This is a genomic window from Streptomyces capitiformicae, assembly GCF_002214185.1.
Lineage (GTDB): Bacteria > Actinomycetota > Actinomycetes > Streptomycetales > Streptomycetaceae > Streptomyces > Streptomyces capitiformicae.
The window spans coordinates 4830115-4852540 of the sequence record NZ_CP022161.1; the positions used below are offsets into that span (position 1 = coordinate 4830115).

At 72.4% G+C, this 22426-nt stretch carries 16 protein-coding genes and 1 pseudogene; 4 read left to right on the forward strand and 13 right to left on the reverse strand.

Annotated features, from left to right (window positions below):
- Positions 1 to 116 precede the first annotated feature (116 nt).
- Together lipA and lipB are read right to left on the reverse strand one after the other, a co-directional pair.
- On the reverse strand, positions 117 to 1082 hold the full coding sequence (gene lipA, locus CES90_RS21525) for a lipoyl synthase (RefSeq protein WP_189781603.1): 966 nt from the start codon (positions 1080 to 1082) through the stop codon (positions 117 to 119).
- A gap of 292 nt (positions 1083 to 1374) precedes the next feature.
- Positions 1375 to 2166, reverse strand: coding sequence for a lipoyl(octanoyl) transferase LipB (lipB, locus tag CES90_RS21530; protein ID WP_189781604.1), 792 nt, complete (start codon positions 2164 to 2166; stop codon positions 1375 to 1377).
- Between the two features lie 364 nt (positions 2167 to 2530).
- On the opposite strand from lipB, the gene CES90_RS21535 reads away from it, so the two are divergent.
- Entirely contained in the window at positions 2531 to 3970 is a 1440-nt protein-coding gene (locus CES90_RS21535) for a regulator (RefSeq protein ID WP_189781605.1), read from the forward strand.
- 53 nt (positions 3971 to 4023) lie between these two features.
- Here CES90_RS21535 and CES90_RS21540 read toward each other — a convergent pair whose 3' ends face one another.
- Entirely contained in the window at positions 4024 to 5385 is a 1362-nt protein-coding gene (locus CES90_RS21540; protein WP_189781606.1) for an NAD(P)/FAD-dependent oxidoreductase, read from the reverse strand.
- 287 nt (positions 5386 to 5672) lie between these two features.
- Positions 5673 to 6638 carry a TIGR01777 family oxidoreductase gene (locus CES90_RS21545; protein WP_189781607.1) on the reverse strand — a complete coding sequence of 322 codons (966 nt, stop codon included), beginning with the start codon at positions 6636 to 6638 and terminating at the stop codon, positions 5673 to 5675.
- A 72-nt stretch (positions 6639 to 6710) separates the two neighbouring features.
- Here CES90_RS21545 and CES90_RS21550 point away from each other — a divergent pair, with 72 nt between their 5' ends.
- The gene (locus tag CES90_RS21550; protein WP_189781608.1) at positions 6711 to 7199 is read left to right on the forward strand and encodes a GNAT family N-acetyltransferase; all 489 of its coding nucleotides are present in this window, start codon (positions 6711 to 6713) and stop codon (positions 7197 to 7199) included.
- Between the two features lie 69 nt (positions 7200 to 7268).
- Here the strand turns inward: CES90_RS21550 and CES90_RS21555 are convergent, their stop codons facing one another.
- Positions 7269 to 8453: a MarP family serine protease gene (locus tag CES90_RS21555; protein ID WP_189781609.1), complete on the reverse strand. Its 1185-nt coding sequence runs from the start codon at positions 8451 to 8453 to the stop codon at positions 7269 to 7271.
- A gap of 359 nt (positions 8454 to 8812) precedes the next feature.
- Here CES90_RS21555 and CES90_RS21560 point away from each other — a divergent pair, with 359 nt between their 5' ends.
- Positions 8813 to 9595 carry a peptidoglycan recognition protein family protein gene (locus CES90_RS21560; RefSeq protein WP_229913675.1) on the forward strand — a complete coding sequence of 261 codons (783 nt, stop codon included), beginning with the start codon at positions 8813 to 8815 and terminating at the stop codon, positions 9593 to 9595.
- Between the two features lie 86 nt (positions 9596 to 9681).
- A complete protein-coding gene (locus tag CES90_RS21565; RefSeq protein ID WP_373313284.1) occupies positions 9682 to 9885 on the forward strand; it encodes a hypothetical protein in 204 nt (67 codons plus the stop codon).
- 43 nt (positions 9886 to 9928) lie between these two features.
- On the opposite strand, the gene CES90_RS21570 is transcribed toward CES90_RS21565, so the two are convergent.
- The 8 genes and pseudogenes from CES90_RS21570 to sucB form a co-directional block, all read right to left on the reverse strand.
- Positions 9929 to 10447 carry a DUF4240 domain-containing protein gene (locus tag CES90_RS21570; protein ID WP_189781880.1) on the reverse strand — a complete coding sequence of 173 codons (519 nt, stop codon included), beginning with the start codon at positions 10445 to 10447 and terminating at the stop codon, positions 9929 to 9931.
- An 80-nt stretch (positions 10448 to 10527) separates the two neighbouring features.
- Entirely contained in the window at positions 10528 to 11532 is a 1005-nt protein-coding gene (locus CES90_RS21575) for a helix-turn-helix transcriptional regulator (protein WP_189781611.1), read from the reverse strand.
- A gap of 120 nt (positions 11533 to 11652) precedes the next feature.
- Complete coding sequence (gene aceE, locus CES90_RS21580; protein ID WP_189781612.1) at positions 11653 to 14355, reverse strand: pyruvate dehydrogenase (acetyl-transferring), homodimeric type; 2703 nt, start codon at positions 14353 to 14355, stop codon at positions 11653 to 11655.
- 340 nt (positions 14356 to 14695) lie between these two features.
- Positions 14696 to 15148, reverse strand: a complete 453-nt coding sequence (locus tag CES90_RS21585) for a hypothetical protein (RefSeq protein WP_189781613.1) — start codon at positions 15146 to 15148, stop codon at positions 14696 to 14698.
- A 131-nt stretch (positions 15149 to 15279) separates the two neighbouring features.
- Complete coding sequence (locus tag CES90_RS21590) at positions 15280 to 15429, reverse strand: hypothetical protein (RefSeq protein WP_189781614.1); 150 nt, start codon at positions 15427 to 15429, stop codon at positions 15280 to 15282.
- A gap of 35 nt (positions 15430 to 15464) precedes the next feature.
- The gene (locus CES90_RS21595; RefSeq protein WP_229913676.1) at positions 15465 to 20252 is read right to left on the reverse strand and encodes a cation-translocating P-type ATPase; all 4788 of its coding nucleotides are present in this window, start codon (positions 20250 to 20252) and stop codon (positions 15465 to 15467) included.
- A 128-nt stretch (positions 20253 to 20380) separates the two neighbouring features.
- Entirely contained in the window at positions 20381 to 21013 is a 633-nt protein-coding gene (locus tag CES90_RS21600) for a GntR family transcriptional regulator (RefSeq protein ID WP_189781615.1), read from the reverse strand.
- 226 nt (positions 21014 to 21239) lie between these two features.
- Positions 21240 to 22325 (reverse strand): annotated as a pseudogene (gene sucB, locus CES90_RS21605) (2-oxoglutarate dehydrogenase, E2 component, dihydrolipoamide succinyltransferase); the annotation flags it as partial.
- Positions 22326 to 22426: the final 101 nt, after the last annotated feature.

Sequence of the window (22426 nt, forward strand, 5' to 3'; positions counted from 1 at the left end):
GGGCCCTCATCTGCGAGGACGGTCGGGACCGCGGTCAATCGGCCATTACTGGCGGGTAGCCACTTGTGTGCAGGTTCACACGATTGGCTGGCACTGCGTGCCATTTGGCGTAGGGGTCAGACGGCCTGCGAAGCGATGTACGTGCCACGCTTCTCGACGGCCATCTGGTACAGGCGGCCGGCGCGGTAAGAGGAGCGGACGAGCGGGCCGGACATCACGCCGGAGAAGCCGATCTCGTCGGCCTCCTGCTTCAGTTCGACGAACTCCTGCGGCTTGACCCAGCGCTCCACTGGGTGGTGGCGGACGCTCGGGCGCAGGTACTGGGTGATGGTGACCAGCTCGCAGCCGGCGTCGTGCAGCTGCCGGAGTGTCTCGCTGACCTCCTCGCGGGTCTCGCCCATGCCGAGGATCAGGTTCGACTTGGTGACCAGGCCGTAGTCACGGGCTTCGGTGATGACCTTCAGGGAGCGCTCGTAGCGGAAGCCGGGACGGATGCGCTTGAAGATGCGGGGAACCGTCTCGACGTTGTGCGCGAAGACCTCGGGGCGGGAGGCGAAGACCTCCTCCAGCAGCTCCGGGACGGCGTTGAAGTCGGGGGCGAGGAGCTCGACCTTGGTCTGGCCGGCCTCGCGGTCGGCGGTCTGCTCGTGGATCTGCCGTACGGTCTCGGCGTACAGCCAGGCGCCGCCGTCGGGGAGGTCGTCGCGGGCGACGCCGGTGATGGTGGCGTAGTTCAGGTCCATGGTGACCACGGACTCGCCGACGCGGCGGGGCTCGTCGCGGTCCAGCGCCTCGGGCTTGCCGGTGTCGATCTGGCAGAAGTCGCAGCGGCGGGTGCACTGGTCGCCGCCGATGAGGAACGTCGCCTCGCGGTCTTCCCAGCACTCGTAGATGTTCGGACAGCCCGCCTCCTGGCAGACCGTGTGCAGGCCCTCGCTCTTCACGAGGCTCTGCATCTTCGTGTACTCGGGGCCCATTTTCGCCCGGGTCTTGATCCACTCGGGCTTGCGCTCGATGGGGGTCTGGCTGTTGCGGACCTCCAGGCGCAGCATCTTGCGTCCGTCGGGTGAGACTGCGGACACATCGGCTCCCTGTGCTTCGATTCTTCGGCGTACACCAGGGTACGCCCGTACGGTTCTCGGTCCCCTGGGTGGGCAACCTTCACCATCGGGGTGGCATTCCCTTCGCCCCCGCCGCCCCTACCCGTCCCGTCCCAGGGGCTGCCGCCCCTTCGGCCCCCGCATCAGAGCTCGGCTGGATGGGGGTTGGTTGGCGGGTGCGGGTTGTACGTGGTTGATCGCGCAGTTCCCCGCGCCCCTGAAAACCCGGGCGCGTCCCCTGCTTTCAGGGGCGCGGGCAGTACCAGGTCCGCCGCTACGCCGACGCCCGTTCCACCTCGCGCGGCTTCAGGTCCGCGTTCTCCAGTACGTCCCGCAAGTGCTTCTCGGCCACCGGGAGGACCTCGGCGATCGTGATGTCGCGCCCGAGTTCGTTCGCCAAGGACGTGACGCCGGCGTCACGGATGCCGCAGGGGATGATGCGGTCGAACCACACGTTGTCCGGGTTCACGTTCAGTGCGAAGCCATGCATCGTGACGCCCTTGGCGACGCGGATACCGATCGCCGCGACCTTGCGGTCCTCGCGCCGCTGCCCGGCGTTGGAGGGCGCGTACTCCGGCCCGTTCATCCGGGGGTCGAACTCCTCGTCGGTCATCCGGGGGTCCAGGTCCAGAGAGAGCCCGCCCAACCGCTGCTCGACCGGGTCGCCGAGCACCCACACCCCGCTGCGGCCCTCGACCCGGGTGGTTTCCAGGCCGAACTCCGCGCACGTACGGATCAGAGCCTCTTCGAGGCGCCGTACGTGGGCGACGACGTCCACCGGGCGGGGCAGCTTCTGGATCGGATAGCCCACCAGCTGCCCCGGCCCGTGCCAGGTGATCTTGCCGCCGCGGTCGACGTCCACGACGGGCGTACCGTCGAGGGGGCGCTCGTTGTCGGCCGTGCGCCGGCCCGCCGTGTAGACCGGGGGGTGCTCCAGGAGCAGCACGGTGTCGTCGATGTCGTCGGCGAAGCGCGCCGCGTGCACCCGGCGCTGCTCGTCCCACGCCTCCCGGTACTCGACGGCCTCCGTGCCGAACCCCATGCGGACGAACCGCAACCCACTCACGGCAAGCGCCTCCCTCGGCGGTACGGCCGTGCGGCGGTACCGCGATAACTGTGTCAGCCAAGCTGCGTCAGGCACATACGCGCCCACGCCACTGTACGACCGTACGACCGGGTGTCGTACCCGTGCCCGCCCGGCGTAGTCCGTGACCGCCCGGCGTACGACGGGAAGCACCGGCGCGTGACGGAGGCCCTTCTCGTCAGCCGTGCAGCGAATCCTCACACGATCGGATGAATGGACGCGGAAGTGTGCGATCGGACGCTTACTCTCCGCTACATTCGCGCCGTTCACAAGGCCGCAAAAGGCTTCTCACCAGGCAATCCGGGAAACCCCGCCGACACCCGGAAGGCAGGAGACCGCACCGCAGATGACGGAACGACCCGCGCAGCGCACCCCCAACCGCCAGCTCGCCGCCCTCATCGCAGAAGCGGGGTTCTCGAACGCGGGACTAGCGCGCCGTGTGGACCAGCTCGGTCTCGAACACGGCCTCGATCTCAGATATGACAAGACGTCGGTCACCCGATGGCTGCGCGGTCAGCAGCCCAGGGGTACGACCCCCGCGCTCATCGCCGAGGTGTTCACCCGCCGCCTCGGCCGCAGGCTCACCGCCCAGGACCTCGGCCTGGACGCCTGCGCCCCCGTGTACGCGGGGCTGGAGTTCGCCGCGACCCCCGAGGAGGCCATCGACATCGTCAGCGGGCTGTGGCGCAAGGACTCCGGCAGCCATGCCGAGCTGCGGAAGATCGCCTTCACCCCCGCCGGGCTCGTCGTGCCGAGCCGGGACTGGCTGATCGGCCGCGCCGACGACCGGGTGGGCCGGGGTGATCCGGGCGCCACCCGCGTCCCCCCGCAGGGCCGCCCGGCCCTGCCCCGGCAGCGCGGCCAGAGCGAGCGCGGCCCCGGCCAGAAGGTCACCGGCGGGGACATCGCCGCTCTCCGCTCGGTCGGTGAACTCTTCCGCGCCCTCGACGACGCCTACGGCGGCGGCCACGCCCGCCAGGCCCTGGTGCGCTACCTGGAGCACGAGGCCGAGCCGATGCTGCGCGGCGCGTACGGCGAACAGACCGGCCGGCGGCTGTTCGCCGCCGCCGCCGACCTCACCCGGCTGGCCGGCTGGACCTCGTACGACATCGGTGCCCACGGGCTCGCCCAGCGGTACTTCGTGCAGGCGCTGCGGCTGGCGCAGGCGGCGGGGGACCGGGCGTACGGGGCGTACGTGCTGGTCACGATGAGCCGTCAGGCGGTCTATCTGGGGCACGGACGGGAGGCCGTGCAGCTCGCGCGCGTCGCCCAGCAGGGCGTCGGGTCGGCCGTACCGCCGGTCGTGCAGTCGCTGCTGCACGCCGTCGAGGCGCGCGGGCACGCGGTGCTCGGGGAGGTGCGGGCCTCCACGGCCGCGCTGGTCCGGGCCGAGCGGGCCCTGGAGACGGCCCGGCCCGGGGACGAAGTCCCCTACTGGGCGCGGTTCTTCGACGAGGCCCAGCTCGCCGACGAGTTCGGGCACTGCCACCGCGACCTCCAGCAGTACCGCGCGGCCGCCCAGCACGCCGAGCGCTCCCTGCAACTGAGGGCGCCCGCCTACGCCCGTAGCCGCCTCTTCTGCCGCGTCGTCCTCGCCTCCGCCCGCCTGGGCCTCGGTGAGCTCGACCAGGCCTGTCAGCTGGGCGCGGAGGCCGCCGGGCAGGCCGCCGAGATGCGGTCGGTACGGGCGGTGGAGTACGTACGGGACTTCGAGCGCAGGTTGGAGCCGTACCGGGACGCGGCGCCGGTCCGGGGGTATCGGGACAAGGTGGCGGCGTTGGGGTAGCGGGACGATGCGGAAGGGGCGCCCGACGGCAGGTCGGGCGCCCCTTCCCTCGTTCAGGCGGCCGTTTCCAGGGGCTCTTCCTGTGGCGTCGGGTGGGCGTCGAGGTCGGTGAGGATGGCGTGGGCGGCTCGGCGGGCCGAGTGGAGGGCGCCCTGGACGGTGCTGGTGTCGCGGTGGTCGCCGCAGACGTAGAGGCCGGCGAGGAGGCGTACCGGGCGGCGCGGGTCGTGCGGTGCGGGCATCGCGGGAACGGCCTCGGGGGTGTGGTGGACCGCGAGGAGCTCCCAGCGGGTCGTGGACGTCCGGTAGAGACGGGCCAGTTGGACGCGGACCGTGGCGTCGAGGTGCGCGGGGTCCGGGGGAGTTCCCAGCACAGTGGACGTGATCAGCGCACGGCCCGCCGGAGCCCGGGCCGGGTCGACCTGGCTGATGACCGCCGTGTGCGAGACGGGCCCGCCGCGGTCCGCGTCGAGGAGCAGCGCCGGTTCGCCGAGCGGGGCCTCGTCCGTCGCATGGTGCAGGACCGTCACCGGGTGGAACTCCGGTACACGCAGCCCGGGGAGCAGTTCCGCTGCGGACCGGGCGTCCGTGGCCAGCACCACGGACCGGCAGGGGAGTTCGCCGTGGTCCGCCGTCGTCACCGAGGTCGTGCTGACCGCGGTGGCCCGGACCCCCGTGCGGACGGTGCCCGGCGGAAGGGCGGCCGCGAGGAGCTCCGGCAGGGTGTCGGCGCCGCCCTCGGGTATGCACAGCCGGCCCGTCGCGAAGGCGTGCAGGGCCAGGTCGGCGCAGCGGCTGGAGGTCTGGAGCGCCGGGTCCGCGAGGAGGGCGGCCAGCAGCGGCCGTACGAAACCGTCGATCGTCCGGGGCGGGAACCCCCGGGTCGCCAGCGCTTCGGCGATCGGTACCTCCGCCCGGTTGGCGAGCCGCTCCGGCGCGGTCGCGGCGAGCCGGCCCAGGGCCATGGCCAGTCGGGACTGGTCGGCGGGGGAGCCCAGACGGCCCTGGTTGCGGGGCAGCCGGGGGGCGCTTGCGAGGGCGCGCGCGGCTGTAAGTGCGCCCCTTGCGCTTCGGAGGGTCGGGGTGGCGCCGGCGCGGTGATGATGGCCGTCGGCGTGCAGCAGGACGCCGGGGGCGAACGGGCGCAGCGGCAGGGTGTCCAGGCCCGGTGTTCGACGCAGTTCGGGGTAGGACGTGGAGAGCAGGGGGGCGGTGCGGTCGAGGCGGAAGCCGTCGATTTTCTCCGTGGTCATCCGGCCGCCGATGGCCGGCGTGGCCTCCAGGACGGTGGTCGTCAGACCGGCCCTGGTCAGATGGCCGGCCGCCGCGAGGCCGGCCACGCCGGCTCCCACGACGATGACGTCCACGGGTTCCGTGTCGGCTGAGTACGTCGATTGGTACACCGGCTCAAGCACGTGCCCCTCCCGAGGTCGCGCGGCTGCTGGGGAGGTCATGCCCCCCACGCCCTTCTGGAATACCTGAGTTCGCGACGAGGATGAAGGGGCGGGGGCGGGCCGGGGAAGTAGCGTGTGACCTCGCACGGGGGCATGGGCGCGTCGGCCGTGCGCCCGGCGTCCGGCCCGGAGGGTTTCGCCCCCGCCGTGCACATCGACACAGCCCCGCGCCCCTGAAGGGGCGCGGGGAACTGCGCGACAAGCCACGAACAACCCGCACCCGCCAACGAAACCGCGCCCCCGAGTTCTTAGGCGGACCGGCTCTCCGCGGAGCGAATCGCTTCCTCGATCCCCGGATGCGCGAACTCGAACCCCGACTCCAGCAGCCGCGCAGGCACCGCGCGCGTACTGCCGAGCACATCCCCGGACACCTCGCCGAGGACGAGGCGCAGCACGGGCGCCGGCACGGTGAAGAGGGTGGGCCGGCGTAGGACCCGGCCCATGGCCGCGGTGATCTCACGGTTGGTCAGCGGCTCCGGCGCCGTCAGGTTGAACGGCCCGGACAGCGACGGCGAGTCGATGAGATGACGCAACGCCGCGACCTCGTCCCGCAGCGCGATGAAGCTCCAGTACTGCCGCCCGTCCCCCATCCGCCCCCCGAGCCCGGCCTTGAACAGCGGGAACAACGGCCCCCACGCGCCCCCATCCCGGGCCACCACCAGCCCCGTACGGGCGAACACCGTCCGGATCCCGGCAGCCGACGCGGCCTCCGTCGCCCCCTCCCACTCCACACACAGCGACGGCAGGAACCCCTCCCCGGCCGGCGCCGACTCGTCCACCACCCGGTCGCCCGTGGAGCCGTAGAACCCGATCGCGCTGCCGTTGACGAACACTCCGGGCGGCGCGTCCAGGGACGCCACGGCCTTGGCGAGCGTCGAGGTGCCGAGCACCCGGCTGCGGCGGATCGTCGCCTTGTACGCCTTCGTCCAGCGACGGGACGCGACCCCCGCGCCGGCGAGGTTCACCACGGCCGCGCACCCCTCCAGCGCCGCCGCGTCGACCCGCCCGGCCTCCGGATCCCAGCGCGCCTCGTCCCGCGCCCGCGGCTCCCGCCGTACGAGCCGCACCACCTCGTACCCGTCCGCCATGAGGGAACGGGTCAGCGCCGAACCGATCAGACCGGACGCCCCGGTGATCACGACACGGGAACCGGGCGGCACGGAGGGCACGGGCGGCACGGGCGGCACGGGCGGCACGGACGCATCATCGTTCATGCCCCCATCCTGCCGGTCAGCGGCCGAGCATGTGGGCCAGGCGTGACGTACGGCCGCCGTACAGTGACCGGCATGCCGGTTCCGTACACACGTCTCGCGACCCCGGACGACGAGGAGACCCTCGGTCGACTCGACCGCGTCACCTGGTCCACGCTGCATTCCGTCCAGGAACGCCCCCGACAGCCGTACGCCCCCTTCTTCAACGAGCGTTACGGCCCCGAGGACCACCTCGTCGCCGAACTCGCCGGCATCGTGGTCGGCTTCATCCGGCTCGGTCTGCCGTCACCCCTCGCCTGCCACGCGCACGTCCGCCAGATCCAGGGGCTCGTCGTCGCCGACGAGGCGCGCGGGGCCGGGGTCGGACGCGCCCTGGTGCGGGCCGCGCAGGACGAGGCCCGGCGCAGGGGAGCCCGTCGGCTCACCCTGCGGGTCCTCGGGCACAACACCCCGGCCAGGAAGCTCTACGAGTCCGAGGGGTTCGTGGTGGAGGGGATCCTGCCGGAGGAGTTCCTGCTGGACGGGACGTACGTGGACGACGTAATGATGGGCCGCCGACTCTGACCGACCCACCCCCTCACGACGTCACCCCCTCACGACGTCACCCCCTCACGACGTCACCCCCTCACGACGTCACGAGGTCGTGAGCTCCCCCGTGTCCACCGCCGCCGTCGAGGTCGCCGCCCGCCGCGCCTCGGCGGCGACCTCCTCCACGGTCAGGACGTAACCCGTCTCGGCGTCCGAGGTGGAGCGGGCGAAGACGACGCCGTAGACCTGGCCCTGGGTGGTGAGGAGGGGGCCGCCGGAGTTGCCGGGGCGGACGGTGGAGCGGATCGAGTAGATGTCGCGGGTGACCTGGTCGGTGTTGTAGATGTTGCGGCCGGTCGCGTCGATACGGCTGGCGACGGTGGCCGCCTGGAGGTCGAGGCCGCCGTCCTCCGGGTAGCCGGCGACGACCGCCGCGTCGCCGCGCGAGGCGCTGTCGTCGAAGCGCAGGAGGGGCGCGCGCAGACCCGGGACGTAGAGCACCGCCACGTCCTTGTCGGCGTCGAAGAGCACCACGCGCGCCTCGTACGCCTTGCCCACGCCGCCCACGCGCACACTCGGGTCGTCGATGCCCGCCACCACATGGGCGTTGGTCATCACATGCTCGGTCGCGTACACGAAGCCGCTGCCCTCGCGGCCCTGGGTGCCCGAGACTCCCTCGATCTTGACCGTGCTGCGCTTGGCGGCGCTGGTCGCGGCCGCCGTGACGCTGTCCCCGGAGGGCTTGGCGACCTCGGCCGTCGCCTCGTTCTCGAACGGGTTGAAAACCTGCGGGAAGCCCGCCTCGGTGAGCGCGGAGGTGGCGTTGGAGAACCAGGCCGGGGTGGTGTCCGGCATGGTGTTCTGCACGGCCCCGAGCAGCGCGGAGTTGCGTATCGAGTTGGTGACCACCGGGGACGAGGAGGCCCCGAGAACGCTGGCGGCCACCCAGGCCACGATGAGCACGGCGACCGTGTTGGCCGCCGCCCCGCCGATGCCGTCGGCCACCCGCAGCGGGCTGCGGTCTATCTCCCGGCGCAGCGTCAGCGCCAGCCGGCCCGCCAGTTCGTGCCCGATCACCCCCGGTACCAGCACCGTCAGCACCGCCGTGACCGTCGCCGCCGGGGTGCCCGCCTCGACCAGCTCCATCACCCAGGGCAGTACCCAGACGCCGATCGCCGCGCCGCCCACGAAACCGGCCAGGGACACACATCCCGCGACCAGGCCGCGACGGTACCCGGACGCCGCGTAGGCCAGGATCACCAGCATCAGCAGGATGTCGAGCACGTCCACTCCAGCCGCCTTTCCATCGGGACCCTGTAGTACGCGTGGGGTGGGCGCAGTGATCAGCTACGTGCGCACGGCGCCCCGGCGACGTACGGAAATCAGCCACCAGCGCGCCCCATGTGCCTGGAACCTCAAATCTGCCTGGAACCGTAAAAACGTCCCGGACCGCGCGGTTGGTTCCTTCCACTTACACCGGGTGGCACACCCCACATGCGGCGGACGGACCATCGGGTGAGGCTGGGCGCATGCGTGTGTTCCGGAAGTCGCGGGGGGCGCGAACGCGGCGGCCGCTACGCGTGTGGCGGCGCCGAATCGGGCGCCCGCGCGTACGGATATGGCTGCTTTGTGATCAGGTACGACTCGCCGTGCTCCGCGCGCGCGGGCGGACGACTCCGCCCCGTCCCGTCCTCCTCGTGCTGGCCTGCCTGCCGGGGCTGGTCGCCGTCCTGGCGCTGGTGCTGTGCGCGATCGGCGTGGACCGTACGGCGCCCCGCCTCGCCCAGCAGCCCGTCGAGGCCCGTCCCGCCCTCCCGCACCAGGCGCCCAGACCCTCCATCGTGCCGAGGGCCCGCTGGCTGGCCGGGGACGCCCGCAGCCAGCCGCCCGCCCGCTACGACGACCGGGTCGCCGCCGTCTTCATCCACCACACGGACTCGCCGAACGACTACGACTGCGCCGACGCCCCCCGCATCATCCGCTACCTGTACGCGGGCCAGACCGGCGCCAAGGACTGGGACGACATCGGCTACAACTTCCTCGTCGACCGCTGCGGCACCATCTACGAGGGCCGCGCGGGCGGCGTCGACCGCCCCGTCACCGGCGCCCACACCCAGGGCTTCAACCACCGCACCACCGGCATCGCCGCCCTCGGCACCTTCACCGCCGGCGTGCCGGTCCCGCAGGCCATGACCGACGCGATCGCCCGCCTCGCCGCCTGGAAACTCGGCCTCTCGGACCTCGACCCACGCGGCAGCGTGCGCCTCACCTCCAGCAACAGCCTCAGCCGCTACGCCGCCGGCACCACGGTCCTGCTGCCCACCCTCGCGGGCCACAGCGACGGCTACATGACCAGTTGCCCCGGCGCGGCCCTCGCGGAACGACTGCCCGCGATCAGGGAACTGGCGGCACGGCTCCAGGGACGACGTTGAGACGGATCTCATGAGCTTCAGAACGCGTCCAACACGTCGCGAAACCGAAGAAGTCCTGGTCCTCCGCCCTGCGGAGCCCCCGGACGGTGGCCTGCGCGACCGCCGTCGTCGTGCTCGGCCCGTCCGCCGTCACCGCGTCCGCGCTGGAGCGCGCCAACTCGGCCCCGCCGCACGGCGCGGCCGCCCCCGAGCACCCGGCCCCGGGCAGGGAACACCACCACGTCCAGCCGCACACCACCGAGCAGTATGCGTACCTGCCGCGCACCACGAGCCGCAGCCTGCGCGCCTGACCCCCACGTCCGGCTACGTCCTGCTACGTCCGGCTACGTCCGGCTACGTCCGGAACCGCTCCCAGAGCTTCGGATAGCGTTCCGCGAGGGCGGTCTCGTTCTCGAAGTCGACCGGGGTGCCCTCGGGTTCTCCGGGGGCGGGCGGGATGCCGAGGTCCGGGGCGACGACACCGGTGAGCTGCTCGTACGCCTCGTCCGCGGCGTATCCCAGCTCCTCGCCGTCGCCGTCGATCTCCTCGTCGAAGTCGTCCAGCAGGTCGGCGAGCGAGTCCGGGTCGTGCACCGCGCCCTCGAAGACCTCCCGGCCCTGGCCGATCAGCCAGCACCGGAAGAAGTCGAACGCGTCGTCGCTGGCTCCGTCCAGCAGCACCCAGGCGGCGCCCCACACATCCCAGGTGTACGCGCGGTTGTAACGCGACTCGAAGTGCCGGGCGAAGTCCAGCACGGCCTCCGGGTCCAGGCGGCCGAGCCGTTCCACGAGCAGGTCGGCGTGGTCCTCGGGATCGCCCTCGGCGTCCTCCCGGGTCGTGTCCACCAGCTCCCAGAACTCCATCTCGTCCATCACGGGACAAGCATCGTGCCTGGAGGGGTGGGACGCACGTGGAGGGCGACGGATTGTCGGTCCGCGAGCTGTGTCCCGCGTCACGTGTACAGCGCGGCGAGCCGCCGCGCGTCGTCCGCGAACCGGGCCCGGAGGGCTTCGGGCGCCAGCACCTCGACCTCCGGGCCGAGCGCCGTGAGCTGGCTGTGCGCGACCTCCTCCGACTCGACCCCGAGCGTGACCGTGACCCGGCCGTGGTCGTCGGGCCCGTCGGTCACCGCCGTCAGGGCGTCCCGGGCCGCGATGGGATCCACGACGTACGGCAGCCTCCGCGTGCCCTCCGCCGAGAGCCGTACGACGACTTCGGCACGCAGGATCGAGCGGGCGAACCGCTCCGCCTGGTTGTCCCAGTAGCGGGGAAGGTCGAAGTCCTCGTCACGGACGAAGCGATCGGACCCGGTGTCGGCGTCCGTGACGACATCGACGGTGGTGAAGCGGTCGATGCGATACGTGCGGAAGGAGCCGGTGGCGGGCTCTGGGACGCGTGCGCGGGCGCACAGGTACCAGACGCCGGCCTTGAGCACGAGCCCGTACGGCTCCAGCACCCGTTCGACCTCGCTGTCTCCCCGCTGGTAGCGCGCGGTGATCCGGCGGTCGTCCCACACCGCGTCCGCGATGGCGGGGAGGAGCTCGGGGGTCTTGGGTTCGTTGAACCAGCTCGGGGCGTCGAGGTGGAACCGCTGGGCCGCGTTGCGGGAGGCGTCGCGGAGGGAGGGGAGGAGGGCGGCCGACACCTTCAGCCGGGCGGCGGAGGCCGCGTCCTCCAGGCCCATCTCGCGCAGGGCGCCCGGTACGCCGCTGAGGAACAGGGCCTCGGCCTCGGTGCGGGCCAGGCCGGTGAGGCGGGTCCGGTAGCCGCCGATCAGCCGGTAGCCGCCGGCCCGGCCGCGGTCCGCGTACACCGGGACGCCGGCCTCCGACAGCGCCTGGGCGTCCCGCGTGACCGTGCGCTCCGACACCTCCAGCTCGCGGGCCAGTTCGGCGGCGGTCATGGACGCCCGCGCCTGAAGAAGCAGCACCATTTTGATGAGCCGAGCAGCACGCATACGCCCATGATTGCCGACGGTGCGTTTGTACGTGCGGGTGGCGTCGGGTTGCTCGCGCAGTTTCCCGCGCCCCTTCAGGCGCGGGAAACTGCGCGGCGGGGTCGAAGAACCCCCCCCGCTTTACAGCCCGTACTGCTCCCGCGCCTCCTTCACCGCCGTCGCCTTGACCTCGCCGCGCCGCGCCAGCTGGGCCAGCGCGGCGACGACGATGGACTGGGCGTCGACGCCGAAGTGGCGGCGGGCGGCCTCGCGGGTGTCCGACAGGCCGAAGCCGTCGGCACCGAGCGAGGAGTAGTCCTGCTCGACCCACTGGGCGATCTGGTCGGGGACCTGGCGCATGTAGTCGGAGACGGCCAGCACCGGCCCCTCGGCCCCCTGCAGGGCCTGCCGGATGTACGGCACCCGCTCCTCACCCCGCAGCAGCGCGGCATCCGCCTCCAGCGCGTCCCGACGCAGCTCGCTCCAGGACGTGGCCGACCAGACGTCCGCCGCGACGCCCCACTCCTCCACGAGCAGCTTCTGCGCCTCCAGAGCCCAGTGGATCGCCGTACCGGCGCCGAGGAGCTGGATCCGCGGAGAGTTGGCGGTCGGCGACAGGCCCGCCGACTCCGCCGTGTTGAAGCGGTACAGCCCCTTGACGATGCCCTCGTCGATACCGAGACCGGCCGGCTTGGCGGGCTGGGGGAGGGGCTCGTTGTAGACCGTCAGGTAGTAGAAGACGTTCGGGTCCTCACCCGGTGCCGCCTCCCCGTACATCCGGCGCAGACCGTCCTTCACGATCGCCGCGACCTCGTACGCGAAGGCGGGGTCGTACGTCAGCGCCGCCGGGTTGGTGGCCGCGATCACCGGCGAGTGACCGTCCGCGTGCTGGAGGCCCTCGCCCGTCAGGGTCGTACGGCCGGCCGTCGCGCCGACGAGGAAGCCGCGGCCCAGCTGGTCGCCGAGCTGCCACATCTGGTCGGCGGTGCGCTGCCAGCCGAACATCGAGTAGAAGATGTAGAAGGGGATCATCGCCTCGCCGTGCGTGGCGTACGCGGTGGACGCGGCGATGAAGTCCGCCATCGAACCGGCCTCGGTGATCCCCTCGTTGAGGATCTGGCCGTCCTTGGCCTCCTTGTAGTACATCAGCTGGTCACGGTCGACCGGCTCGTACGTCTGGCCTTTGGGGGAGTAGATCCCGAGGGAGGGGAAGAGCGACTCCATACCGAAGGTGCGCGCCTCGTCCGGCACGATCGGCACCCAGCGCCTGCCCGTCTCCTTGTCGCGGACCAGGTCCTTGATGAGGCGTACGAAGGCCATCGTCGTCGCCACGTTCTGGGAGCCGGAGCCCTTGTCGAAGGACGTGAACGCCTTCTCGGCGGGGGCGGGCAGGGGCGCGAGCGCGTGCGTACGGCGGGCCGGGGCCGGGCCGCCGAGTGCCGCGCGGCGCTCCTGGAGGTAGCGGACCTCGGGGGAGTCGGCGCCGGGGTGGCCGTAGGGGACGACCCCGTCGACGAAGTCGCTGTCCTTGATGGGGAGTTCGAGCAGGTCGCGCATCGCCTTGAACTCGTCCACCGACAGCTTCTTCATCTGGTGGTTGGCGTTCTTCGACGCGAAGCCCTCACCGAGGGTGAAGCCCTTGACGGTCTGGGCCAGGATGACGGTCGGGGCGCCCTTGAACTCGACGGCGGCCTTGTAGGCGGCGTACACCTTGCGCGCCTCGTGACCGCCACGGGAGAGGTGGAAGCACTCGAGGATCTTGTCGTCGCTCAGCAGCTTCGCCATCTCGACGAGCGCGGGGTCCTTGCCGAAGAAGTCCTGGCGGATGTAGGCGGCGTCACGCGTCTGATACGTCTGGACCTGCGCGTCGGGCACCTCGCGCAGACGGCGTACGAGCGCGCCGGTGGTGTCGAGCTGGAACAGCTCGTCCCATGCCGAGCCCCAGAGCGTCTTGATGACGTTCCAGCCCGCGCCGCGGAACTGGGCCTCCAGCTCCTGCACGATCTTGAAGTTGGCGCGGACCGGGCCGTCGAGGCGCTGCAGGTTGCAGTTGATGACGAAGGTGAGGTTGTCCAGGCCTTCGCGGCTCGCGAGGGCGAGGGCCGCCGTCGACTCCGGCTCGTCCATCTCGCCGTCGCCGAGGAACGCCCAGACGTGGGAGTCGGAGACGTCCTTGATGCCGCGGCTGGTCAGGTAGCGGTTGAAACGCGCCTGATAGATCGCCGACAGCGGGCCGAGGCCCATCGACACCGTCGGGAACTCCCACAGCCAGGGCAGGCGGCGGGGGTGCGGGTACGACGGGAGGCCGTTGCCGCCCGACTCACGGCGGAAGTTGTCGAGGTGCTGCTCGTTCAGGCGGCCGTCGAGGAAGGCGCGGGCGTAGATACCGGGGGAGGCGTGGCCCTGGATGTAGAGCTGGTCGCCCGAGCCATCGGCCTCCTTGCCCCTGAAGAAGTGGTTGAAGCCCGTCTCGTAGAGCCAGGCGGCGGAGGCGAAGGTGGCGATGTGGCCGCCGACGCCGTATTTGCTGCCCCGGGTGACCATCGCGGCCGCGTTCCAGCGGTTCCACGCGGTGATCCTCCGCTCCATCTCCTCGTCACCGGGCGCGGACGGCTCGGCGGCGGTGGGAATGGTGTTGACGTAGTCCGTCTCGAGCAGCTTGGGCAGCGCGATGCCGTTGCCCTCCGCGCGCTCCAGGGTGCGGCGCATCAGATACGCGGCCCGGTGCGGCCCGGCCGCCTTGGTGACGGCGTCCAGCGAGGCCTGCCATTCGGCGGTCTCCTCCGGATCGCGGTCAGGGAGCTGGTCGAGCGCGCTCGGCTGGATGGCCTTGGGGTCGGTCATTGCGCCGCCTTCCTCAGTCGAAGGGGGTTCCCTCATCGGTAAGGGTTCGGGGTTGCCCTTTGTCTTTGGCAGGACAGGGCGGGGGCCTTGGTGCTGTGACACCTCGCGGCTACCGCCGCGTGGCCCGTCGGCGACTGTAACTCGCTGATCGATGATCGATCAAAGGGTTGAGGGGCAAAACTTCTTGATCGCGAGAAAGTCGGCACGGGGTGCCTCCAGTGGGGACACCGGGTGCCGTGTCACTCGGGAGTTTGCGCAGGTGAGGCGGCGTTTGAGCAGGTGTGCAGCGGGGCCGGGCGCACACTGGCTCCGGCCCTGTGGGTTTTGAGGGTGTCAACGGTCAGCTCGTGGCCGTCTGCGCGGTCGGCGGCGCCATGCCGACGGGTTGCTCCTTACGGGCGGAGGGTTCGCCGGTGCCCTGCCCGCGCTGTCCCTCTTCCTGTTCGGTGCGGCGGCGCTGAGCGGACTGCTCGCGGCTGATCACCTCTGTGGCGGCGCCCACGGCGAGGGCGATCGGCCATTCCAGGACCTGGACCGCGGCCATGCCGCCGAGTACGCCGTAGAAGGCCAGCCTGCGGAACGGAAGCCCTGCCGTGCCCTGCTGCCGTGATATGCCCTTGCGTGCGGCCGTGAAGAAGTCGCCGGGCGTCACATACGGGACGGGCACCCGTGGGTGCGCGGTGTGCAGGTGGACGACCTTGTCGAACGCGTGATGCTCGGCCGACTCCTGCCGCTCGGATTCCGGCTGCGCCGGCTGCGTTTGCGGTGCTTGCTGCGTCTGTGGGGAAGTCATCTCCGTCCCTCCCGATGCTGGGCGACGTGAGTGAGGAGGTCTCCCTAGGCGCCTTCCATCCTTGGGTGTCGATAAACGACTCAAACCTGAAAAATCGGGTAAACGTGACGACCCTTGTGAGGTGCGTGGCCTCAGGCGTGGGCGGCCGCCGGGCGCCCGCTGTTGAGGAACGCCTTCCAGAGGGCCATGGACAGGCGGATCAGCGCGGCCTCTATGACGGCGATGGCCACGTTGGTCAGGATCGTGGCGAGGAAGTGCGGCATGGTTCGGTCGACTTTCATGCGAATCGTGCTGCGGGCCATTCCTTTGTCCGGGCTCAAGGCTTCCGGGGGGTGGCTGCAAGGTTACGTCCAGGTGAACTTGCGACAGACCTGGCCACCGAGGGCAGTGCGACCGACCCCGCCGCCGAGGCCAGAGCGATCGTCCAGCCCACCGGGCCGAGCGGCCGGCTGCCGAAGAAGTGGCTCAGCCCCGGCACGCTCACCACCAGGCCCAGCACCACCAAGGACCCCACCACGGCCGCCGCGACCACCGGATCGCGGCCCGCGTCCGCCAGCGTCTGGAACAGCTGGGAGGAGACCAGGGCGACCAGCGCGACCGTGTCGGCGCGTCCCCGCGTACCGGTCGCCCGGGCCACCACCCAGGCAGCGGCGGCCGCCGCCGTGGTGACGACGGCACGCAACCGGATGTGCCGGGTCAGGGCCGCGCCGAGCGACGCCTCGGGCCCCTCCGTGAGCAGCCTGTCGGTGGCGTGGTCGGCCGGCGGCCGGGCGGCGATGGCCATGGCGGGCAGCATGTCCGTGAGCAGGTTGACCAGGAGGAGCTGGCGGGCGTTCAGCGCGCTGCGCCCGGTGAGCACACTGGTCGCCAGGGTGAAGACGATCTCCCCGACGTTCCCGCCGAGCAGGATGCCCAGCGCCTTGCGCACCGACGCCCACATGGCCCTGCCCTCGACGATGGCGTCGACGATGGTCTCGATGCGGTCGTCGGTGACCACCACGTCGGCGGCGGAACGGGCCGCCGGGGTCGCCCGGGAGCCCAGCGCGATGCCGACGTCGGCGATCCGGATGGCCGGCGCGTCATTGGCCCCGTCGCCGGTCACGGCCACGATCCGGCCCGCCGAGCGCAGCGCGCGCACGATACGCACCTTGTGCGCCGGGGTGACCCGGGCGAACACCGTGACGCCCGGCAGCGCCCGCGCGAGCGAGGCGTCGTCGAGGGCGTCCAGCTCCACCCCGGTCATCAGCCGGGGCTCCTCCTCCGGCCGTAGCTCCCGGGCGATCGCCGCCGCCGTACTGGGATGGTCTCCGGTGACCATGACGATGTGCACCCCGGCCGTGGCCAGCCGCCGCACGCTCTCGGCCGCGGTCGCCCGTACCGGATCGGCCAGGCCCAGCAGCCCCAGCAGACACAGCCCGTCGAGGTTCTCGTCGCTGACGTCCGCGAAATCGGCCAGCGCGGTGTCGTCCCGCGGCGCGTCCTTGGGCAGGACGTGCTCGGCCACCGCGAGGACCCTCAGACCCTGGCGGGCCAGCCGGTCGATCTCCGCGTCGAAGTCCTCCCGCGCCCGGTCGTCGAAGGGCACGCTGCCCCCGTCCCGGCGGATCCGGTCGCAACGGGCCAGTACGACCTCGGGGGCACCCTTGACGACGATCCGCGCCCGGTCGCCGGAGCGCCCCAGCACGGCGTGGAAGCCCCGCCCGGGCTCGAACGGCAGCTCCGTCACCCGGTCCCAGGCCTCGTCGGGCAGCCCCGCCGCCCGGACCGGGGCGGCACCCAGCAGCTCGGCCCCGGCCGCGATGGCACGGTCGGTGGGATGGGGGAGGGACGAGGCGGGGCCCTGCGGACCGGCCAGCGCCGCCGCGGCCACGACCCGGCGCAGCGCCGGGCCGAGCCGGTCGGGCGAGCTCCGCTCCACCCCGTCGGACACCTGCTGGAGGCTGATCCTGCCCTCGGTGAGCGTGCCGGTCTTGTCGAAGCACAGCACATCGGTGCGCCCCAGCGCCTCGATGGTGGAGGCGCCGCGTACGAGGGTGTCGCGGGTGGACAGCCGACGGGCCGCGGCCAGCTCGGCGACCGTCGCGACGAAGGGCAGCCCCTCCGGTACGGCGGCCACGCACAGGCTGACCGCCGACCCCAGGGCCGCGCCCAGCGGACGCCTGCGGAGCAGGTCGACGGCGAAGAGGACGACGCCCGAGGCGACCGACATCGGCAGGAACCACCGGCCCAAGGCCTTCAGCCGCCGCTCCACACCGCTCGCCGGCGCCTCGTCCTCGGGACCGGTCTCCGCCGCGCTGCCCGCCTCGGTGGCGGTTCCGGTGGCCACGACCACGGCGACTGCGTGACCGGCGGCCACCGTCGTCCCCTGGTACAGCATCGACGTACGGTCCGCGACGACCCGGGCCGACGTCGGAGCGCTGCCCTTCAGGACGGTCTGCGACTCGCCGGTGAGACTGGACTCCTCGGTCTCCAGCCCCGTCGCCCGCACCACCCGGCAGTCGGCAGGGACTGAGTCACCGGGTTCGAGTTCGATCACATCGCCGCGCACCAGGTGCTCGGCGGCCGCCTCGACCGCGTCCGACCGGTCCGGGCGGCGCACCCGCACCCGTACCGAGGTCGCCTCGACCAGCCGCTCGGCCGCCTGGTCGGCCTTCTGCCGCTGCACCCCGCCCACCAGCGCGTCCGTACCCAGGACCCCGCCGATGAGGACGGCGTCCACCACGGAACCGAGCGCCGCCGAGATGCCGCCGCCGATCGCCAGCACGGGAGTGAGCGGATTGGCCAGTTCCTCCACGAACCTGCCGAGCAGGGTGGCGGCACCGGCGGGCCGGTCACGGCCCTCTACCTGACGGCGCCGTACGGCCTCGGTCTCGTCCAGCCCCCGGGAGGTGGTGCCGAGCCGCGCCATCACCTGACGTACCGTCATGGCGTGCCAGGGCGTGGGCTCCATGGCCGCCGGAGCCCGGCGGGTGTGCAGCCGCCGGCCCGCCCAGAACCCCGCGGCGATCCCCGCGATGGTCATCGCGTCGCTCACCAGCCGTGCCCGCGCCCAGGCCCCCGGACGGGGTACGAGGAGGCCGAGGGCCGAGCCCACGAGGGCGCCGCCGCCTTCCAGCCGGGTGCACAGCACGCCCAGTCGGCGGGCTTCCGGCACCGCCGTCAGCAGCAGATGGACGACATCCGGCGGGGCCGCGACATGGGCGTCCCACGGCACATGACGGCCACTGCCGAGCACTCCGACGGCCAGATCCGCCCGGGCGAAGGCGCGCTGCGTCCGGGCAGCGACCACCGCCACACCATGGCCCTCGGCCTGGAGCGAGCGGACCAGAGCGGCCGTGCGGCGGTGCCCGGTCGGGGCCGCCTCGGGAAGACCGAAGCGGCGGTGCAGCCCCGGCGGGCCGCCCACCAGCCGTACCTCGCCGCACTCCCGCGCCGCCCGCACCAAGTGGTGGGCCAGCGGGTGCAGTTGGGGGACCAGCCCGGCGACGGCGACCGGCGTGCCCTCCCGCGAAACGAGCACGACCCGCGCGCCCTCCTCCGCCCACCGCTCCATCAACTCGGCCGTCTCCTCGGACACCACCGCGCCCCCCGGTACACCGCCCGCGTCCGTGAACGGCTCCAACGCCCACCCCGCCAACTGCGACGGCACCGCGTGCCCCTTACCGCGTCGCAGACCCGGCTCGATCAGTTCGAGGATCCGCGCGTGCAACTCGTCGTCTTCCGGGGTGGGTTGAGCGTCAGCGGCGTGGCCGTCGGGGCTCGCCTGCGGGCCGTTCGTGGGCCGGCCGTCCGGTCCGGCCTCCGGTCCGGTGCGGTGATGGCCGTCCGTGCTGCCCCCCGCCCCGTCCGGGCGGGTGGCGGTCGTGCTGTTCTCCGCCCCGTCCGGGTGGGCGCCGTCCGCCGCCCCCTCTGTCAGCCCGCCGGGCGGTGTCAGCCGGGCGACGCCCTCGACCATCCAACCGCCGGCCGCGAGCACGCGGGCGTCCAGGATGACGGTGTCGATGCGGTCCAGGCGGCGCAGGGCCTGCGGCCGCAGCACCAGGGCTCCCCGGTCGGAGAGCGTCCTGGACACCGACGAGGCGTACGACTCGCCGCCGTAGCGAGGGCCCCGCGGAGTCCCGGCGATCAGCAGCGCCAACCCCCGGTCGTGGCTGAGCGGGCCGACCGCGGTGAGGCCGTACGCCGCGACGGACACCGGCACCGCCACATTGGCGTACCGCTCGCTCGGCCCCGGCGGCAGCGGCGCGGGGCGCGTGTAGGCCGGCGCGGCGTCATGGCGGTACGCCCCCTCGTGCGCGGCGAGCCTGCGCGCCCACTCCTCCCAGGTCCTGCGGCGGCCCTGGACCTCCGCGTACCGGGCGGCGGCCAGAACGGTGGTCACCGCGGCGCCGAGCGGCCGGAACGTCAACGTCGTCATCAGCAGGTTCGTCGCGGCCCAGCCCCGCTCCGCGGTGGTCTCGCCGAGCCGGTGGGCGATGCCCTCACGCAGCCGCGGGATGGCCTCCGCGAGCTGGGTCGCGGAGATCACCACCGGCGGCAGACCGCGCAGCCGCAGGAGGTTGCCGACCGACGCCACGCCCACCGCCACCAGGCCCGCGCCGAGGTGAACGCCCGCCTCGACCAGCCCCCCCGCCCGGCCGGGAAAGCCCAGCGTGGCGGCGCCCCGCTCGCCCTTGTCCGCCCCGGTGCCCCCCGCCTCCGGCTCGGCGGTGTCCGCGGCCGAGACCAGGGCGACGACGCGCTCCAGATCGGTCTCGGGCGCGCAGCCGACGTACACACAACCCAGGGCGCCGTTCACCTCGGCACGGCTCACACCCGGCAGCCCGCGCAGCGCCTTCTCCACCGCGCGCGCCTCGCCCGCCGTGCCGGGAAGTCCCAGCCGCCGGGTCTCGACCTGCACACCACCGGCGGTCCGCCAGAACCGTGGCGTACGGGGCGGGTCGCCCTTCTCCGGATTCTGCGGCTTCTCCGGTGCTGCCACGGCGGTCAACCGCTCGGTCGTGGAGCGCACCGCCCCCGACAGTACGGAACCGGCCAGCGCGGAACCGGACCGCACGGACCGGGAGATCATGGATGGCGACGGCAACAGCACGGGCCAGATCACGTGGACCTCCACGATCGGCCACCGGGGACGTGACCGCCAGTCCCGAAGAACTCACGGCTCCCACCAGTATGCGCACGCCTCACCAGCCCCGTCCTGCGCAGACGGATCCGGGTACGTCGAAGGAGGAGTCAGTCGGTGACGCGGGGAGCGCAGCCGAGTACGTGCTCCTTCACCAGGCGCCCGATGTCCGGATCCCGACGCTTGAACGCGTCGACCAGCGCCTGGTGCTCCTCCGCGTACGACTCCTGCCGCGTCCCCAGCCACCGGATCGACAGGGCCGTGAACACCTCGATGCCCAGCCCCTCCCAGGTGTGCAGCAGCACACTGTTCCCGGCCGCCCGGACCATCTCCCGGTGGAAGGCCACGGTGTGCCGCACCTGGGCCTCGCCGTCGGCGGTGCGGTCCGCCTCGTACAACGCCGCGACCTGCGGTTCCAGCGCCGAGGTGTCCTCGGCCAGCCGAGCCGCCGCCAGCTCGGCGGCGATCTGCTCCAGACCGGCGCGGACCGGGTAGATCTCCTCCAGGTCGGTGGCCGTGAGGTTCCGTACGCGTACGCCCTTGTTCGGCGCGGACTCGATCAGCCGCAGGGACTCCAGCTCGCGCAACGCCTCGCGCACGGGTGTCTGGCTGACCTCCAGCTCCGTCGCGATCCGCCGCTCCACGATCCGCTCACCCGGCTTCCAGCGCCCGCTCACGATCCCCTCCACGATGTGCTCGCGGATCTGTTCGCGCAGCGAGTGGATGACGGGCGCGGTGGTCATGCGGGCTCCTTCGGCGGGGGACAGAGCCCCAAGGGCGTTTGACCTCTAGACAATAAAGCCGGGGCCCTGCCGGGGAGGGCCGCACGGGGGTGCTTCTGCGCAGGTGAGACGAGACTTACACGGTGTGAGGCGTAGGCGCCAGAGGGCTCGCACCCGGCGCGCTGCAACGGCGGCGCCCCGCCCGGAGAAGCTCCGCGCGGGGCGCCGTACTACCCGATCAGGGACATCAGAGGCCGAGCTCGACCTCGAACTCGCCCGCCTCCAGGATCGCCTTGACCGCCGTCAGGTAACGGGCCGCGTCGGCGCCGTCGACCAGGCGGTGGTCGTAGGAGAGGGTCAGGTAGGTCATGTCGCGGACGCCGATGACCGTGCCCTCCTCCGTCTCGATCACGGCGGGGCGCTTGACCGTGGCGCCGATGCCGAGGATCGCGACCTGGTTCGGCGGCACGATGATCGTGTCGAAGAGCGCGCCGCGCGAGCCGGTGTTGGAGATGGTGAAGGTCGCGCCGGAGAGCTCGTCCGGGGTGATCTTGTTGGCCCGGACCTTGCCCGCCAGGTCGGCGGTGGCCTTGGCGATACCGGCGATGTTGAGGTCGCCCGCGCCCTTGATGACCGGGGTCATCAGGCCCTTCTCGGAGTCCACCGCGATACCGATGTTCTCGGCGTCGAAGTAGGTGATGGTGCCCTCGGCCTCGTTGATCCGGGCGTTGATGACCGGGTGGGCCTTCAGCGCCTGGGCCGCCGCCTTCACGAAGAACGGCATCGGGGAGAGCTTGACGCCCTCGCGGGCCGCGAAGGAGTCCTTCGCCTGCGCGCGGAGCTTCATCAGGCGGGTGATGTCCACCTCGACGACCGAGGACAGCTGGGCCTGCTCGCGCAGGGCCTTGACCATGTTGTCGCCGATGACCTTGCGGATGCGGGTCATCTTGACGGTCTGGCCGCGCAGCGGGGAGACCTCGAGCTTCGGCGCCTTCTTCGCGGCGGCGGGGCCCCCGGCAGTCACAGCTGCCGCAGGGGCCGGAGCGGCCGCGGCGGCCTTCGCGGCCTCGGCGGCGGCGATGACGTCCTGCTTGCGGATACGACCGCCGACGCCGGTGCCCTTGACGGTGGCCAGGTCGACACCGTTCTCGGCGGCGAGCTTGCGCACCAGCGGGGTCACGTAGGCACCCTCGTCGGTCGCCTGGGCGGCGACGGGCGCGGCAGCGGCCGGAGCCGGGGTGACCGGGGCGGGCGCCGGAGCGGCCGGAGCCGGGGTGGCGGCCACCGGGGCCGGAGCCGGAGCGGCCGGCGCGGGGGCCGGGGCCCGTGAGGCCCCCCGCAGGGCCTCACGCATGCCGGCGCCGAGCCTCAGCAGGTCATGCCGAAAGAGATCCCAGTTGCCGTCCGTCGCGTGTTACGTATAACCTCCCGGGA